General features: G+C 77.3%; 13 protein-coding genes. 6 read left to right on the forward strand and 7 right to left on the reverse strand.

Annotated elements, in window-relative coordinates:
* Nucleotides 1-71: 71 nt before the first annotated feature.
* A complete protein-coding gene (locus ACIQ9P_RS36255; RefSeq protein ID WP_402365913.1) occupies nt 72-2795 on the forward strand; it encodes an AAA family ATPase in 2724 nt (907 codons plus the stop codon).
* Between the two features lie 45 nt (nt 2796-2840).
* Here ACIQ9P_RS36255 and ACIQ9P_RS36260 read toward each other — a convergent pair whose 3' ends face one another.
* The 6 genes from ACIQ9P_RS36260 to ACIQ9P_RS36285 form a co-directional block, all read right to left on the reverse strand.
* Nucleotides 2841-4154: a cryptochrome/photolyase family protein gene (locus tag ACIQ9P_RS36260; RefSeq protein ID WP_402365915.1), complete on the reverse strand. Its 1314-nt coding sequence runs from the start codon at nt 4152-4154 to the stop codon at nt 2841-2843.
* Between the two features lie 208 nt (nt 4155-4362).
* Nucleotides 4363-6438, reverse strand: a complete 2076-nt coding sequence (locus tag ACIQ9P_RS36265; protein ID WP_402365917.1) for a sigma-70 family RNA polymerase sigma factor — start codon at nt 6436-6438, stop codon at nt 4363-4365.
* Nucleotides 6439-6516: 78 nt separating this feature from the next.
* Entirely contained in the window at nt 6517-7815 is a 1299-nt protein-coding gene (locus ACIQ9P_RS36270) for an NAD(P)/FAD-dependent oxidoreductase (protein WP_402365919.1), read from the reverse strand.
* Entirely contained in the window at nt 7812-8465 is a 654-nt protein-coding gene (locus tag ACIQ9P_RS36275) for a hypothetical protein (protein ID WP_402365921.1), read from the reverse strand. The genes ACIQ9P_RS36270 and ACIQ9P_RS36275 overlap by 4 nt, the downstream gene beginning before the upstream one ends.
* A 128-nt stretch (nt 8466-8593) precedes the next feature.
* Nucleotides 8594-9541, reverse strand: coding sequence for a hypothetical protein (locus tag ACIQ9P_RS36280; protein ID WP_402365923.1), 948 nt, complete (start codon nt 9539-9541; stop codon nt 8594-8596).
* A gap of 192 nt (nt 9542-9733) precedes the next feature.
* Nucleotides 9734-10369: an HD domain-containing protein gene (locus ACIQ9P_RS36285; RefSeq protein WP_402365925.1), complete on the reverse strand. Its 636-nt coding sequence runs from the start codon at nt 10367-10369 to the stop codon at nt 9734-9736.
* Between the two features lie 71 nt (nt 10370-10440).
* Here ACIQ9P_RS36285 and ACIQ9P_RS36290 point away from each other — a divergent pair, with 71 nt between their 5' ends.
* The 5 genes from ACIQ9P_RS36290 to ACIQ9P_RS36310 all read left to right on the forward strand — a co-directional run bounded on the left by ACIQ9P_RS36290 (nt 10441) and on the right by ACIQ9P_RS36310 (nt 15197).
* Nucleotides 10441-11388: a GlxA family transcriptional regulator gene (locus ACIQ9P_RS36290; protein ID WP_402365927.1), complete on the forward strand. Its 948-nt coding sequence runs from the start codon at nt 10441-10443 to the stop codon at nt 11386-11388.
* Between the two features lie 272 nt (nt 11389-11660).
* A complete protein-coding gene (locus tag ACIQ9P_RS36295; RefSeq protein ID WP_402365929.1) occupies nt 11661-12164 on the forward strand; it encodes a hypothetical protein in 504 nt (167 codons plus the stop codon).
* Nucleotides 12165-12393: 229 nt separating this feature from the next.
* Nucleotides 12394-13065 (forward strand): molybdopterin-dependent oxidoreductase, encoded by a 672-nt coding sequence (locus ACIQ9P_RS36300; protein ID WP_402365931.1) that lies wholly within the window; start codon nt 12394-12396, stop codon nt 13063-13065.
* Complete coding sequence (locus ACIQ9P_RS36305) at nt 13055-14290, forward strand: Dyp-type peroxidase (protein ID WP_402365933.1); 1236 nt, start codon at nt 13055-13057, stop codon at nt 14288-14290. Before ACIQ9P_RS36300 ends, ACIQ9P_RS36305 begins: the two co-directional genes overlap by 11 nt.
* 235 nt (nt 14291-14525) lie before the next feature.
* A complete protein-coding gene (locus ACIQ9P_RS36310) occupies nt 14526-15197 on the forward strand; it encodes a hypothetical protein (protein ID WP_402365935.1) in 672 nt (223 codons plus the stop codon).
* A 156-nt stretch (nt 15198-15353) separates the two neighbouring features.
* Here ACIQ9P_RS36310 and ACIQ9P_RS36315 read toward each other — a convergent pair whose 3' ends face one another.
* Nucleotides 15354-15944, reverse strand: a complete 591-nt coding sequence (locus ACIQ9P_RS36315) for a hypothetical protein (RefSeq protein ID WP_402365937.1) — start codon at nt 15942-15944, stop codon at nt 15354-15356.
* Between the last annotated feature and the right edge of the window lie 171 nt (nt 15945-16115).

The raw sequence follows: 16115 nt of genomic DNA on the forward strand, positions 1-16115 counted from the left end.
TACCGGTGAATCGGTCACCATGACCCAATGCGAGGTGCGAGGTCGTACACCCGTCCGGTTAGACTCCCCGGATGCTCTACGGTCGGGCCGCGGAAGAAGGCCAGCTGAGAAGTCTGCTCCGGCGGGCGGCGGAGGGTGCCAGCGGAGCCCTGGTCGTCCACGGCGAGGCCGGTATCGGCAAGACGGCGCTACTGGAACACCTCGCGGCCGGGGCCGCGGACACGTCCTCGGACGGCGCCGCGGACCGGGCGACCGGTGCGGCGGGCACGGTCGGCCGGGCAGCGGCCCGGGTGCTGCGGACGACGGGCATCGAGGCCGAGACCGAACTCCCCTTCGCCGCCCTGCACCAGCTGCTGCGCCCCGCCCTGGACCGGCTCGGTCTGTTGCCGGCGCCCCAGGCCGACGCGTTGCGGGCGGCGTTCGGGCTGGCCGCTCCCACCGGCCAGGACCGGTTCCTGACCGGCCTCGGCGTGCTGACGCTGCTCTCCGAGTACGCGGGCGAGAGTCCGCTGCTCTGCCTCGTCGACGATGCCCAGTGGGTGGACCGGGCCTCCCTGGACGCCCTGGCCTTCGCCGCCCGGCGGCTGGACTCCGAGGGGGTGGTGATGGTCTTCGCGGTGCGCGAGCCGGTCCCGCTCGGCCTGCCGGAACTGCGCCTCGACGCCCTGGACCGGGAGGCGGTCGCCGCGCTGCTGGCCGAACACGCGGGCGCGGACCTTCCCCCGCACGTACGGGAACGGGTCGCGGCCGAGGCCCGCGGCAACCCGCTGGCGCTGATCGAGCTGCCCCGGGCGCTCAGCGAGGAGCAGCGGGCCGGGCTGCTCGGCCCGTTGCCCGCTGCCCCGGCGGACGCGACCCCGGCCAGCCGGGTGACGGCCGCGTTCGGCGCCCGCCTCGGGCAGCTGCCGGAACCCACCAGGGCGGCGCTGCTCGTCGCCGCCGCCGACGACATCGGCGAGCTGGGCGTGGTGCTGACCGCCTCCGGGGTCCCGGCGGCCGCGCTCGAACCGGCCGAGACGGCCGGACTGATCCGCCTCGACGGGACCGCGCTGACGTTCCGCCACCCGCTGGTGCGGGCCGCCGCCTACCGGGGGGCCACCCTGGCCCGCCGGATCAGCGCCCACCTCGCCCTGGCCGAGGCCCTGGCCGGCGCCGAACACGCCGACCGCCGGGCCTGGCACCGGGCCGCCGCCAGCACCGGGCCGGACGAGGCGGTGGCCCGGGAGCTCGACGCCGCCGCCGAGCGGGCCGGCGGCCGCCAGGGGTCTGCCAGCGCCTCGGCCGCCCACGAGCGGGCGGCCCAGCTCAGCCCCGACCCGGCCGACCGCCGCCGCCGGCTGGTCGCCGCGGCCCAGGCCGCCGCGGACGCCGGCCAGTTCCAGCGCGTCGCCGCGCTGCTGCGGCGCGGCGGGGAGGACGACGGCGACGCGGCGCGGAACGCCGAACTGGCCCGGGTGCGCGCCGCGCTGGAACTCAACGAGGGTTCGGCCGCGCGGGCGGTCGAGGTCCTGCTCGCGACCGCGGACGCCGGACCGACGATCCTCACCGAGGCGTTCCACGCCGCCCGGTCGGCGGGCGATCCGGGCCTGGTCGAGCGGGTCCGGGCCCGGGTGACGGCCGCGCCCGGGGACCACCCCGCCACCCTGGGCGCCCTGGCGGCCGTGTACGGCGGCGAGCCGGTGGCGGCGGAGCGGTTCGGGGCGGTGGCGCGCGACCCCGGCACCCTCTTCAGCGAACGCTTCCTGGCCGCCCACGCCGTGCACACGCTGGCCGAGTACGGGGTGGCCCTCGAACTCGCCGAACTGCTGCTCGCCCACTGCCGCTCCCACGGCCTGCTCGGCTGGCAGGCCAGCTGTCTGCACCTGCTCGCGGAGACGCACCTCGCCCGGGGCGAGCTGCGGCCCGCCGCCCGCGCCGCCGAGGAGGGCCTGACCATCGCCGGGTACGCGGGTCTGGACCACCGCGCCTGCTACCTCCGGGCCACGCTGGCCACCTGCGCGGCCGTCGAGGGCGACGAAGCGCGCTGCCGGGAGCTGGCGGGGGCCGCCCTCGGCCACGCCCGCGAGCACGACCTCGGCACCGCCGCCGCACAGGCCCGGCGTGCCCTCGCCCTCGCCGACCTCGGCGCCGGGGACGCGGCGGCGGCCCTCGCCCACCTGGACGCGGCCGACCGGCACCCGGACGGGCCGCCGGTGCTGCACGCCCTCGTGCTGCCCGAACTGGTCGAGGCCGCAGCCCGTGCGGGCACGGCCCGGCCCGGGGCCGCCGAGCGGCTCGGGCGCTGGGCCGAGCAGTGCGGCAGCCCGGCAGCCCTCGCCGTGGCCGCCCGCTGCCGGGCCCTCACCGCCGGCGACGAGTCCGCCGAGGAGGCGTTCCTGGCCGCGGCCGCCCACGGCGAGCGCGCCGGAGGAGGGCTGGAGCTGGCCCGGACCCAGCTGCTCCACGGCGAGTGGCTGCGCCGGCGGCGGCGCCGCTCCGACGCGCGGAGGGTCCTGCGGGAGGCACTGGAGGTTTTCGAGAGAGCCGGCGCCCGGCCCTGGGCGGAGCGCGCCCGGGCCGAACTCCGCGGCACCGGTGAGGCGATCGACGCCACCAGCGCCACCGGCGTCCCGCTCGGGCGGCTCACCCCGCAGGAGCGCGAGGTGGTGCGGCTGGCCGCGGCGGGCCGGAGCAACCGCGAGATCGCCGCGCAGCTGTTCCTCAGCCCGCGCACGGTGGGGCACCACCTCTACCGGGCCTTCCCCAAGCTCGGTGTGGCCTCCCGGGACCAGCTGGCGGCGGCGCTCGCCGGCTGAAGCGGCCCGCGGTCGGACTCCCGGCCCGCTGTCGGCCCGTCGGCGTCAGGGGCGCCCGCGCTGGAAGCGGGCGGTCAGGGCCTCGGGGTCGATGATCGGCGCCGGGTAGCCGGCGGTGAACAGCCACGGCCGGTGGACGGAGGGGCCCGGCAGGTGGGCGAGTTCCGGGACCCAGCGGCGTACATAGGCGCCGTCGGGGTCGTACCGGTCGGCCTGGCGCAGCGGGTTGAGGACCCGGTTGGGCCGGGTGTCGGTGCCGGTGCCGGCCACCCACTGCCAGTTGAGCTGGTTGTTGGCCACGTCACCGTCGACGAGCAGGGACAGGAAATGGGCGGCGCCGACGCGCCAGTCCAGGTAGAGGTTCTTGGCCAGGAAGCTCGCGGTCAGCAGCCGGGCGCGGTTGTGCATCCAGCCCTCGTGGGCGAGTTGGCGCATCCCGGCGTCGACGATCGGGTAGCCGGTGCGGCCCTGCCGCCACGCCTCCGCCTCGGCCTCGTTGTGGTGCCAGTGGTCCTCCCGGTCGCGGTAGGGGTGGTGCGCGGCGTCGGGGCGGGCGGCGAGCACCTGGTGGTGGAAGTCCCGCCAGACCAGCTGCCGGACGAACGCCTGCGCGCCGGGGCCGTCGTGCCGCAGGGCGCGGGTGACGAGCTCGGTGGGGGAGAGGCAGCCGAAGTGCAGGTAGGGGGAGAGCCGGGAGGTGTCGTCCGCCGCCAGGTCGTCGTGGATGTCGGCGTAGGCGTCGATGTCCCACCGGCGCCAGCGGGTCCGGGCCGCGCTCTCGCCGCCGGGCGGCAGGCCCGGGGAGGTCGGGCCGGCCACGAGCAGTGTGTCGCTGCGGATGCCCTCCGGGGTGGCGAGCGCCCTGGGGGCGTTGAGGACGGTGCGGCGGGGGGCCGCCTGCCAGGCGCGGTGGTAGGGGGTGAAGACCGCGTAGTGGTCGCGACCGGCCGGGGTGACCCGGCCCGGCGGGAGCACGGTCACGGACGCGTCGTGGACGTGCAGCCGGTCGCCGAGGAGCTTGCGCAGGTCCTCCTCGCGGCGGTGGGCGAAGGCGGTCACCCCGGCGGCGACGTGCACGGTCGAGGCCCCGGTCTCGGCGGCGACCCGCGCCGTCTGCTCGGCGGCCTCGCCCCGGCGCACGGTCAGCCGGGACCCGATCCCGCGCAGCGAGGCGTCCAGATCGGCGAGGCAGTCGGCCAGGAAGCTCAGCCGGTTGGGCGCGGCGAAGCCGGCGGCCTCGACGGCGGGGTCGGAGACGAACAGGGGCACGACCTGGTCGGCCGAGGTGCGCGCGGCGTGCAGGACGGGGTTGTCGTGCAGGCGCAGGTCCTGGGTGAACAGGGCGATCGATACGGTCACGGGTGGGGCCTCGCAGGTGGCGCGGTCGGGGGTCACGGGGGTGGGGCGGCGGAGGTCGGCCCGGGGGCCCCGGGTATGCACGGAGGCTTCGGGACGGCGCGCGCGACAGTGTGCGGGCCGGCGCGCGGAGAGGTGCGGGGAGCGACGGGGCGAACGGATCGGCCCCGTTCGCGCGGTGACGGCCCGGCGAGGTCGTGGTGAGCGGGCATCAGTCCGTGACCGCCCGCTCCAGGAGGTCCACGGCGCCCGCGAGGCTCCGGGGCGTCGCGGCCTCGGCCGGGGCCCCGGCCCGGTCCCAGCCCGGACCGGCCGCGACCACCGTCGCCCGGGCCCGGGAGCCGCGCGGCCCCCACGCGTCGGCGCCGATCCGGCGCAGCAGCCCGGGGTCCGCCGTCCGCCGGTCCTGGGACCAGACCATCACGGCGCCCGGTCCGAGCCGGTGGACGGCGTCGAGCAGCGCGCGCGGCGGCACGGCCGCGCCCAGCATCCGGAACGGGAGGCCGCGTTCGGTCAGCGCCGCCGCCGTGGCCTCCAGCGGGAGGGTGTGCTGCTCGCCCGGAGCCGCCGCCAGCAGCACGGGTCGCACCGGCCGGCCCGGCCGGTCCGGGACGGCCGCCACCGCCGCGCCGCGCAGCACGGTGGAGACGTGCCAGGACAACAGGTGCTCGACCTCGACGAACTGCTCACCGTCGGCCGCCCACTTCCGTCCCACGGCCCGCAGGGCGGGCAGCATCACCTCGCTCCAGGCGTCGACCACGCCGTGCCGCTCGACGGCCCCGCGCAGGATCCCGGCGACCTCCGGCGCGTCCAGCCGCACCGCGGCCCGGGCCAGGCCGCGGCACTCGGGGCTCACCGCACCGACCCGCAGCGTCCGGCTGCCGCCCGGGCCACGACCGCCCGCGCCGTCCTCCCCGAGCGCGCCGTCCTCCTCGCCCGCCCCGTCGTCCCCGAGCTGCCCGTCGTCCCCGAGCGGTCCGGCGCCGCCGAGCGGCCCGCTGTCGTCGGCCCCGCGCCGGGCCAGCGCGGCGCGGGCGGCCTCGGCCGGTGGCACACCCCTGGCCGTCAGTCGGCACATGGCCTCCAGGACGGCGATGTCCTGCGGGCTCCACCGGCGGTGGTGCCCGCTCCGGCGGTCGGCCGGGCCGATGCCGTAGCGGCGCTCCCAGGAGCGGATCGTCGTCGGCGACACTCCCAGCTGCCGGGCGACCCCTCCGGTGGGCAGGCCCGGCCCCTCGTCGGCCCGGGCCCGCTCGTGCGCGGCGCCCGGCGTCAGCACGGCCCGGACCTCCGCCCGGTGCGGACCGCCCGGCACCGCGCCGGGGCGGCGGTCGGCGGGCGTTCGCTCCCGGGGCGGGCGGGGTACGGCCCGGGCGCGCCCGGTCGGGAGTCGGCCGGGGCGAGCGGTCGGTGGAGAGCCATGGTGTCCTCCCGCGGAGCGGACGGTCCGGGCACCGGGGTACCCGGCGCCGTTCTTGCGGCCGGTCGGCGATTCTACGATCGTGGCCGCCCGGCCCGGTGCCGCCGCCGTCGTGGGCGTGCTCGTGGCGCCGGGGTCGGCGACGCGGCGGCGGCCGGGGATGCGGCCCGGGCCGGGGCGCGCACCCGGTCCGGGTCCGGGACCGAGTTCGGTGGCGGGCCCGAGTCCGGGGTCGGGGTCGGCACCCGGACCGAACGCGTCCCGCAGGTGCCGCAGACCGTCGCGGACCCGGGTCTTGACCGTGCCGAGCGGCACCGCCAGCCGGTGCGCGATCTCCCGCTGCGAGTACCCGCCGTAGTACGCCAGGACCACGGCCTCGCGCTGCGCCGCGCTCAGCCCCGCCAGCGCGGCGCGCACCCGCAGCAGGTCCAGCGAGCGCACCGCCTGTTCCTCCGGCGGCTCGCAGCCCGCGGCCGGCTCCGGGAGGGCGACCCTCAGCTCCCGGTCGGTCGCCGCGCGCGCCGAGCGGACGCGGTCCACGGCGCGGTGATGGGCGATGGTCAGCACCCACGCCAGCACGGTGCCGCGCTCGGGCCGGTAGGCTGCCGCGGTCCGCCACACCTCCAACAGCACCTCCTGGGCGACCTCCTCCGCGTGGGCCGGACTGCGCAGGACACGCAGCGCCGTCCCGTACACCGGACCGGCCACCGCGCGGAAGAGCAGCTCGAAGGCCGCTTCGTCGCCCCGCGCCGAGAGCGCCAGCAGGCGGCCCAGCTCCCCGGCCGGTTCTCCGACCGGCTCGCCGGTCGCCGCCCCGGCCGGCCCGGGGCCGGGGGCGTCCTCGCACTCCTGCGTTCGCGGACTCACCCGTCCACCGTCCTGCGACCTCCCCCGATCGGCCCAGTCGCATCGTTTGTGCAGCGTTCCGGCACGAGCCCCGCGCGGTCAGCTCCGCGCGCCCGCCAGGTCCGCCGCCACCTCCCGCGCCGCCCGCGCCCCCGAGGCCAGCGCCCCCTGCACCGACGCCGTCGCCCGGTGGTCCCCGCACACGTACCGGCCCGGCGCGAAGCGCGTCGTCCGGCTGAGCGGGTGCGGCGCCGGACCGGCCGGCAGCGCCTCGGGGATCCGGTAGGCGGCGAGCGGCTCCCAGTCGGCCACGTCCACGCCGTAGAGCTCGCCCGCCCGCCGCCGGACGTCACGCTCGTCCGCCGCCACGCCCGGCACGGACGTCGACACCAGCGCCCGCCCGTCCGGGGAGCAGCCCGGCACCACCTCGGACAGCACCACGGTGTTCAGCACCGGTCCGTGCGTGTCCACCACCAGCGTCGGTCCGTCCAGCGGGCTGGCCGGTGCCGCGTGGTAGAAGGTCGTGACCGCCCGCGCCGCCGGAACCTCCAGACCCGGCAGCAGCCGCGCCGCCGCGCCCGCCCCGGTCGCCACCACCACGGTCCGCGCCCGCACCCGGGCCCCGTCGGCGAGTACCACCCCCTCCGCCGTCAGCCGCTCCACCGGAGCGCCGCACACCAGCCGCCCCGGCGGCAGCCCGGCCGCCAACTGCCGGGGCACCGCCCCGATCCCCTGCTGCGGAAGGCACAGGCTGCCGCGCAGCATGCTGCGCCACACCAGGTGGAACATCCGGTTCGAGGTCTCCAGCCGGTCCTCCAGGAACACCCCGGCCAGGAACGGCCGCAGCACGCCCTCGATCGTGCGCCGCGAGACGCCCGCCCGGAGCAGCGCCCGCTCGGTGCTCGTCTCCGGGAGCCGCTTCAGCAGGGCGGCGGGCAGCAGCGCGTCGCACAGTCCCAGCAGCCCGAGCGCCGCCAGGTCGCGTGCGGGCAGCGGCAGTGTCCCGCCGCTCGGCGGGCCGGGGGCCCGGGCGGGTCGGCCGGTGGGGCGGCGGGTCGGGTCCAGCAGCAGTCGTGACCGCTCGCCGTCGGCGAGCAGGACACCGGGTGTGAACGGATGCAGCCGCAGCGCGGCGAGGTCCAGGCGGCGCCGGACCTGCGGGTACGCGGTGTTGAACACCTGGAAGCCCCGGTCGAGGCGGAAGCCCCGCACCAGGTCGGTGCGCATCCGCCCGCCCACCTCGTCGGCGGCCTCCAGGACCAGCACCTCGCGGCCCGCCCCGGTCAGGTCCAGCGCACAGGCGAGGCCGGCCGGGCCCGCGCCGACCACGATCACCTCGGCCTCCGTCGGCGGTGCGGGTGCGGCCGGTCCCCGCTGCGCGTACTCGTCGTGCGTCATCGTCGGTCCTCCCGTGCCGTCCGGTGGTCATGGGCGGTTCGGAGCGCGGCGACGGACCGGATGGGGGCCGACCGGGGGGCGGCCGGGGTGCCGGAACCTCGGTCGAGGTCGATGGTGAGGACGTCGTCGTCCCGGGTGAGGTGCTCGATCGTGACGGACCCGGTGGCGCCGTCGTGGTCGGCGGTGCCCCCGGTGACCGCGAACAGGTGGGACCAGCGCTGGGGGGCGACGAGGACCTCGGTCAGGGCGGGCAGTGGCCGCCGGAAGGCGGTCGAGGCGGTGATCATGCCGTCGGAGAGGAGCAGGACCAGCGACGCGAGGACGAACGCCCCGTCCGGCCCCACGGTCACCGGGGTGCACTGCGCGCTCTCGGTGCCGACGGGGTTGCCGTCCGCGTCCCGCAGCTCGTAGTGGACGAAGTACGGGGTGCCGGGCACGAGCACGTCCGGGATGTCGGCGGCCGTCCGCCTGCCGGTCAGGACGAGCTGCCGCGCCGCCGGCCGGCCGTCCTCGGCCAGGGAGCCCGCCGGCCGTCCGCCCGCTGTCCGGCTGCCGGCCGCCCACGCGGCCCCGGTCGGCCCAGTGGTGATCCCCGCACCGGCCGCCGCCAGTGCGGTGAGCCTGAGCGCGTTCCTGCGGTCGACGGTCATACCGGACTCCCTGGTGCTCGTCGTTCGGTGGGCACGGGGTGTGCCACCGGTTGACGGATCACCGGGCGCGGGCGCCGGGCACCGCTCCGGGGGCCGCATTCGTCGGAACGGCCGATCCGCGGCGGCCGTCAGTCGACGCGCAGGGTGAGCGCGACCGTGTGCAGCTGCCCGGCCGTCCGGAACTGGAGGAAGACCCGCCAGTTGCCCGGTTCGGGGAACAGCGCCTGGAAGGTGAGCTCGGGGCCGCCGCGGTCGCCGTCCACCGTGCCGTCCGGGTGCAGGTGGGCCAAGGCCAGGTCGCCCTCGTGGAAGGCGCTGAGGTGGGCGTAGGCGTCCAGGTAGGGCTGGAGGTCGCCGACCGGGCGGCCGTCCCGGGTGACGACGGCGGTCAGCCGGTGCGCCCCGGCCATCGGCCGCGCGGTCAGCGTCACGGTGTAGCCGTCGCCGGTGGCGGTGGTGCCCGCGGGGGGCAGCGGTACCGGGGCGGCCTCGCCCGGAACCGTCACCGTCCGGCTCAGGACCAGCTCGGCGGCGTGGGGGCCGGTGTTCGGGACGAAGTCGGCGTACAGCCGCCAGGTACCCGGGGCGAGGCCGGCCAGGGCCGCGGTCCAGGTGCCGTCCCCGGCCAGGTCCGGGTGGAGGTGCTGGAAGCCGGTGAGGTCGTCGCGGAGGGCGTAGAAGTGCAGTTTCTTGGTCTGGTGGACCGCGTAGTCGGTGACGGGGGATCCGTCCGGACCGGTGACGGTGAAGCGCAGGTCCGTCGCCCGCCCGGCCGTCGGGGCGGGGTCCGTGAGGTCCAGCCGGTAGCCGTTCCGCTCGGCGGCGAGGCCGGCCGCGGCGAGGTCCTGCGGGGAGCCCGTCGGGTGGTCCATGCCGGGCATGGAGGGCATCCCCGGCGCGTCCGGCCCGCCCGCCGTCGCGGCCCGGCCGGTGGCGGACGGGGCCGCCGGGACGGTCAGCGCCATGCCGAGCACCAGCAGCACGGGGACACAGGACGCGAGCAGCCAGCGCCGGGCGAGCGGATGGGTGAGTGCGGTGGCAGTGGCGGCGGACGGTCGGGCGGGTGGGGCGGTCATCGGCGGTTCTCTCCCGGGGCGGGCGCGGTTCGGCGGGTGCCGGGTCCGTGGCCAGGGGTTCCGGACCCGGCACCTGATCAGGAGACCGCCGCCCGCCCGTGCGATAACCGAAATCTCCGCGCCGGTGCTGTCCGATCCGGTCGACCGCCCCGCCCCGGTTCGCCCCGGGACGGGACGGCGCGGCTGTCGCGCCTACTCGTCCCAGGGGCAGGACGCGGCGGCGCGCTCCAGCGAGGTCACGCCGTCGGCGCGGCGTTCGCGGAGCAGCTCGCCGCCGAGGGAGTAGCGGGGAGCGGCGGCCTCGGACCGGGCGGCGCGTTCCACGATCGCGTCCACGAGGGTGCGGACCATGTCCAGACGGGGGTGGACCGCGTGGATCCGCGGCGCCCAGGCGGCGACGAGTTCCGCGTTGCGCCCGAAGTCCGCGCCGACGCCCTCGCGGGTGAGGTGGCAGAGCAGCCCGCGGCGCTCGGCGATGCCGGGCGAGGTGTGCAGGGCGATCGCCTCCCACACCCGGTCGACGTCCGCCTCCGGGACGTGGTGGCGGCGCAGCAGGTCGGCCGCCAGGTCCGCGCCCTCCACCTCGAACCGGGCCTCCCCCTCGGCGAGTTCGCCCGCGCCCAGGTCGTGCAGGACGGTGGCGGCGAACAGCAGGTCGCGGTCGTAGGCGGCGTCGTCCAGGCAGCCCTCGTGGGCGGCGAGGAGTTCGGCGAACAGGAAGCTGCGCACGCTGTGGTTGACCAGCGCGGGGCTCTCGGAGGTCCGCGCGGTGGCGAGGACGGCCTCGGCCAGCGGGCCGGTCGGCAGGTCGAGCGAGAAGGATGCCATGTCCGCAGGTTAGGGATCCGGAGCCGGACCGCCACAGTGGCACGGGTGCCGATCAGCGCTAGGATCGTGCCATGATCGAACCGCCGCCGGAAGCCCACCGGATCGCGGTGCTGGCCCTGCCGGGCGTCCTGCTGCTCGACCTCGGCATTCCGGTGCAGACCTTCGGGCCGGACCCGCACTACCGGGTCACCGTCTGCACCGACCCGTCGGCCGGACCGGTCCTCGGCGACGGGGTCAGCCTCACCACCTCGGCCGGGCTGGAGGCGCTGCGGGACGCCGACACCGTCGTCGTCCCGGGCTACCAGGACCCGGAAGCGCCGGTGTCCGGCACGGTGCTGGCGGCGCTCCGCGCGGCGCACGCGCGCGGAGCGCGACTGGTGTCGATCTGCACCGGCGCGTTCGCCCTGGCGGCCGCCGGGCTGCTGGACGGCCGCCCCGCGACCACCCACTGGCGCGACGCCGCCGCGTTGCGTCGCCGCTACCCGCGGGTCGACGTCCGGCCGGACCGGCTCTTCGTCGACGACGGCGACGTCCTCACCTCGGCCGGGGTGACCGCGGGGGTCGACCTCTGTCTGCACGTCATCCGGCGGGACCGGGGTGCCGCCGCCGCCAACTCCCGCGCCCGGTCGCTCGTCACTCCACCCCAACGCTCCGGCGGCCAGGCCCAGTTCGTCGAACGCCTCCGGCCCGCCGCGCGCGGGGACGAGCTCGCGGCGGTGCGTTCCTGGATGCTCGACAACCTCGCGCTGCGGCAGAGCGTCGACGAACTCGCCCGGCGCGCGCACATGTCCCGCCGGACGTTCATCCGCCGCTTCCGGCAGGAGACGGACAGCTCCCCGATGGCCTGGCTGACCGCCGCCCGCCTCGACCGGGCCCGCGAACTCCTGGAGACGACCCCGACCCCGGTCGAACAGGTCGCCCGCCTCAGCGGCCTGGGCAGTCCCGCGGCCTTCCGCGCGGCCTTCCACCGCCACCTCGGCACCTCCCCGACGGAGTACCGGGCCACCTTCCGGTCATAACGTCCGACGGTGGGCCGGAGGAAAGGCCGGGGCGCATTCCGGATTTCGGAGCCGGAAATCGGCACAATTCCGCCGACGGGTCCGGCCGGTATCTCCCGGTCCCGCCGAAGGGCGGATTTTCCGGTTGGCGGCGCTGTGCCCGGAGTGTCCGGGTGCCGCTCTTTGCCGAGACTTTCCGTAGGCAGGTCTGGACCATGCGTAATGCCGGTGGAAGAGTGGGCCGCGCCAACGGGGGGGCACGAGCCGCCCCGACGACTTTCCAGGGGGAAATCATGCGAATCGGTACCCGTGCGCGCGCGGCCTCGGCGGCGGTCGTGATGGTCGTGGCCGGGCTCTCGTCCGTCATGGTCGGAGCCGGTTCCGCCCAGGCCGCGGCGGCGAGTTGTCCCGCCGGCGGCCAGGTGCTCGGCCCGATCCAGAACATCTCGGTGGGCTCGCAGACGATCGGTAAGTTCTACCTCGGCTGGGACTGCCGCGGTGCCTACACCGAGGTCAACCTCTGGAACACCAACTACGTCAACAACTGGAGCAACGGCCAGGTCACCGTGAAGTCCAGCTCGACCTACGCGGTGAACAGCAACCGGCCGATCGCGAACGCCGGCACGTACTGGTTCGACGCCGGTTTCATCCCGGTTACCGGGGTTTCCAACACCCGCCTCTACAAGGGCAACTGGAACTTCACCGCCTACGGCCACTCGTGCTCCGGCGAGACGCCGACGTGGAACTTCTCCAACGGCAGTTACAGCACCGCGGACATGTTCTCGTACTGCTACTGACACCGTCCGGGCCGGGGCGGCCCCGTTCCTCCGGGACGGGGCCGCCCCGCACGTGCGACCTGGGTGATCGTCCAGTACGGACGGTTCCGGCCGGTGTGCCGATCCAGTCGTTCCCGCCGGGCGGCGTTGGTGCAATACGGGGGTCGATCCGCCGAGGGCGCCGGATGCGTGCGGGACTCCTCCCTCCCGGTGCCGGCGGCCGCGCACGTCCGAGAGGAACCCGAACCCCGTGATCCACCGCCCCGCCCGCGCCACCCGCCCCGCCCGTCCCGCCCGTTCGGCCCGCCGGGCCCTGCTGGGCCCGGCCCTCGTCCTCGCCCTGTGCGCCACCGGCTGTGCCGCGTCGCCGGGCACGCCGACGGGCAGCGTCACGCCCGCCGGAGCGGTCACGGGCACGAGCAGCGTCCCGGGCACGAGCACCACGGCCTCGGCCCCGGCCGTGCCGCTGAAGCCGGGGGAGGTGCGGGTCGGGGGAGAGGTGGACAAGCCGTACACCCTCACCCTGGCCGACCTGCGTGGGATGCCGCAGACCTCCGTCACGGTCACCTACACCAGTGCCAAGGGGCAGCAGACGCACAGCTTCGACGGCGTGCCGCTGCACACCGTGCTCACCGCGGCCGCGCCGCGTTTCGACGCGAGCAGGAAGAACGGTGCCCTGCGCGGCGTGGTGGCGGCGACCGGCGGCGGCGACTACCGCGCGGTGTTCGGCTGGGCCGAGCTCGACCCGGGGTTCGCCAAGTCGCAGGTGCTGGTGGCGGTTTCGCAGGACGGCGTACCGCTCGACGACAACGCCGGTCCGAGCCTGGTGGTCCCGCAGGACACCAAGGGCGGGCGCTACGTCTCCGAGCTCGACCGGCTCTGGGTCGGCACCGTGGACCAGGTGGTCGACGGTGGCCGCTGAGTCCGCCGCCCGAGCGGTGGACGGGGCGGCCACCCCGGCGGTGCTCCGGCGCAGGCTGCTGGGGGCGGGCGGACTCGCGGCGCTCGTCGGCGGCGGGGCGCTCGCCCTGGGCCGGAGCGGCGCACCCGTCCCGGCCGTCCCGGTGGTCCGGCCGGGGCCCGGGGCCTCGGTGCCGTTCCACGGACCGCACCAGGCCGGAATTCTGACGCCACGTCAGTCGAGTGTCCAGCTGCTCGCCCTCGACCTGCTCCCGGACGCCGACCGCCGTCGCGCGGCCGACCTGCTGCGCGCCTGGAGCGCCGCCGCCGAGCGCCTGGGCCGGGGGCGGCCGGACCCGGGCGACGCCGCGCCGGCCGGCGACCCCGCCTCGCTGACGGTCACCTTCGGCTTCGGGAGCACCCTGTTCGACCGGCTCGGCCTGACCGCCGCCCGTCCCCCGGCACTCGCGCCGCTGCCGGCCTTCCCCGGGGACGAGCTCGACCCGGCCCGCGGCGGCGGGGACCTCTTCGTCCAGATCGCCGCCGACGACCCGCTCGTCGTGGTCCAGGCCCTGCGGACCGTCCGGCGGCTGGCCCGCGGGACCGCCGCCACCCGGTGGCTGATGGCGGGCTTCACCCGCGCGCCGGGCCCCGCCACCGACCGCAACCTGATGGGCCAGCTCGACGGCACCGGGAACCCGGACCTCGCCGACCCGGCGCAGCGGTCCCGGATCCTCCTTTCCGGAGCGGACGCTCCGGCCTGGCTCGCGGGCGGGTCGTACGCGGTCGTCCGACGCGTCCGGATGCTGCTGGACCACTGGGAGGGCCTGCCACTGGAGCACCGGGAACAGGCCGTCGGCCGCCGCGTCGCCGACGGGGCCCCGCTCACCGGCGGCACCGAGCGCACCCCGGCCGACCTCGGCGCCGCCCGCCCCGACGGCGTGCCGACGATCGCGGCCAACGCCCACATCCGGCTCGCGGCACCCGCGTCCAACGGGGGTGCGACCATGCTGCGCCGCAGCTGGTCGTACTTCGACGGCCTGCGCCCGGACGGCGCGCCCGACGCCGGGACGCTCTTCGTCGCCTGGCAGACCGACCCCCGGAACGCCTTCGTACCCGTGCAACGGCGCCTCGCCAGGACCGACGCGCTGTCGCGGTACGTGGTGCACGAGTCCTCGGCCGTGTTCGCGGTGCCCGGCGGCGCGGAACCGGGGGACTGGGTGGGGCGGGCGCTGTTCGCGCCCTGACCGTCCGGCGGATCCGTTCGGGTGGCGCCCGGGCCGAGGGGGCGTCATTCGGGTCGGGACCGAAAGGGTGAAGGGCATCGTCGCAGGTCGGAGCGGGTGTCGCGGCGCGGCGTGATGGCGTGTCACCGCTCTTCCCGGGCGGCCGGGGTTGCGCGGGCCGTCGGCCCGGGGCTCGGTGGAGATGTCAGACCCCACGGTCCGTGACCCGGACCTCGTCTCCGATCGGAGCTCTTCCATGCGCAGTGCCCAGACCCGTGTCGCCCGTCTCGCCGCCCTCGCCGTCCCCGCCGCCCTCGGGCTGACCCTCCTGACGGGCGCGCCCGGCATGGCCCGGCCCGCCGCGGCGCCCGGTCTCGACACCGCGGCCCAGCAGGCCGGGGTCCTCGGCGCGCTCGCCGGGGTGACGCAGCCGGCCACCGAACTGGTGGCACTGGCCGCGAAGTCGTCCGACGGCAAGGTGCCCGAGGCCGACGCGACCCGGCTGCGCGGCGCGGTCGGCGCCGCGATCGACAAACTGCAGGCCGCGCTGACCGCGGCCGCCCCGGCGGCCCCGGTCGCGGCCCCCGGACTGCCCGTCACCCCGCCGGTCGGAGCCCCGGCCGAACTGCCGGGCGGGGTTCCGGCGGTGCGTGCGCAGGACGCCCCCACCGACCTGGTCGCGACCGCTGCCGCGAACCTGAGGAAGTCGGTGGACCAGCTGGCGGCCCCGGCCGCTGCCGCGTCCCCCGCCGGGGGCCTCGCCGCCCCGGTCCCGGCCCCGGCGGCGGTGCCCGCCGCCCCGGCCGAGCAGGTCGTCAAGGACACCGTCAACCTCGTCGCCGCGACCGTTCTCGGCGGGACCGCCCTGCCGGCGCCCGACCTGGCGGGCCTGCCCAAGCTTCCGGCGCTCCCGGGCGCGACGGGCTGATTCTCGGCGCCCGCCGGCCGGGCCGGAGGCTGACGCACCGTCAATCCACTTGATTCGCCGGACCCGTGCGCACCGCCCGCGCGACGCGCACGGACCGGCGGTCACGACCCCCGCCCCGGCAGGTCCGCCGGGGCGGGGGTCGTCCGCCACGAGGTGTCAGGCGTCGGAGCGGCCCGAGTACCCGTCGGGGCCGGTGGCCGCGGTGCGCGCGGTGCTGCCGGAGCCCGCCGCGGTGACGGGGTCCGACGTGGTACCGGTGCCGGGTACGGAGTCCGACGTGGCGCCGATCCCGGTGCCGGCGGCGGCGCGGGTGAGCGCGGCCTCCAGCCGGCGCACCGCCAGCTCGGCGTCGGCGAGTTCGGTGGCCGAGGGGACGACGGTGCCGAAGGACGACTGCCGGCCGGCGGGCAGCGCGCGCCAGCGCAGCACGGGGGAGAGCGCGGTCGCGGCCTGGGCCAGGTACCAGGCGAGCGGGCCGTGGATGCGGGCGAGGCCGATGGCGAGGACGGCGAGGGCCTCGCGCAGGTGCTCCAGGCGGTCGATGACCGGCAGCCGCTCCTGCGGCCCCGCCTCGCCGACGGCCTCCGCGAGTCCGCTCGCGGTCTTGCGGGCCAGCGCCGCGTCCTCCTCGGCCGGGTCCCACAGACCCCGGCTCAGCTGGCGCTCGGCCTCCGCGGTGAGGTACGCGATCTGCGCGCACATGCCCGCCTCGGCCGGCAACGGTCGGTAGGTGTTGTGCGGTGGCATGTCGTGCCTCTCGTCGGGCGCGCGGAGGAAGGGGAGGGCGGTACGCGGGGAGCGGGCCGACACGGAGCGGGAAGAAGGCCACACCGTCCCAACGGTGCAGGCCCGCGGCTCCGCGCACAGCCCCGTGGACGAAGGCCCGGCGGCGGGGACGGCCCGGGAACGAAGCGGCCC

Origin of the sequence: Kitasatospora sp. NPDC094019, from assembly GCF_044764505.1 — a bacterium.
Taxonomy (GTDB): Bacteria; Actinomycetota; Actinomycetes; order Streptomycetales; family Streptomycetaceae; genus Kitasatospora.

Excerpts from the sequence above, each read along its gene's own strand:
- ACIQ9P_RS36310 (WP_402365935.1), top strand. The coding sequence starts at position 14,526 with ATGCGCAGTGCCCAGACCCGTGTCGCCCGTCTCGCCGCCCTCGCCGTC.
- ACIQ9P_RS36295 (WP_402365929.1), top strand. The coding sequence starts at position 11,661 with ATGCGAATCGGTACCCGTGCGCGCGCGGCCTCGGCGGCGGTCGTGATG.
- ACIQ9P_RS36270 (WP_402365919.1), bottom strand. The coding sequence starts at position 7,815 with ATGACGCACGACGAGTACGCGCAGCGGGGACCGGCCGCACCCGCACCG.
- ACIQ9P_RS36275 (WP_402365921.1), bottom strand. The coding sequence starts at position 8,465 with ATGACCGTCGACCGCAGGAACGCGCTCAGGCTCACCGCACTGGCGGCG.
- ACIQ9P_RS36280 (WP_402365923.1), bottom strand. The coding sequence starts at position 9,541 with ATGACCGCCCCACCCGCCCGACCGTCCGCCGCCACTGCCACCGCACTC.
- ACIQ9P_RS36290 (WP_402365927.1), top strand. The coding sequence starts at position 10,441 with ATGATCGAACCGCCGCCGGAAGCCCACCGGATCGCGGTGCTGGCCCTG.
- ACIQ9P_RS36315 (WP_402365937.1), bottom strand. The coding sequence starts at position 15,944 with ATGCCACCGCACAACACCTACCGACCGTTGCCGGCCGAGGCGGGCATG.
- ACIQ9P_RS36285 (WP_402365925.1), bottom strand. The coding sequence starts at position 10,369 with ATGGCATCCTTCTCGCTCGACCTGCCGACCGGCCCGCTGGCCGAGGCC.
- ACIQ9P_RS36255 (WP_402365913.1), top strand. The coding sequence starts at position 72 with ATGCTCTACGGTCGGGCCGCGGAAGAAGGCCAGCTGAGAAGTCTGCTC.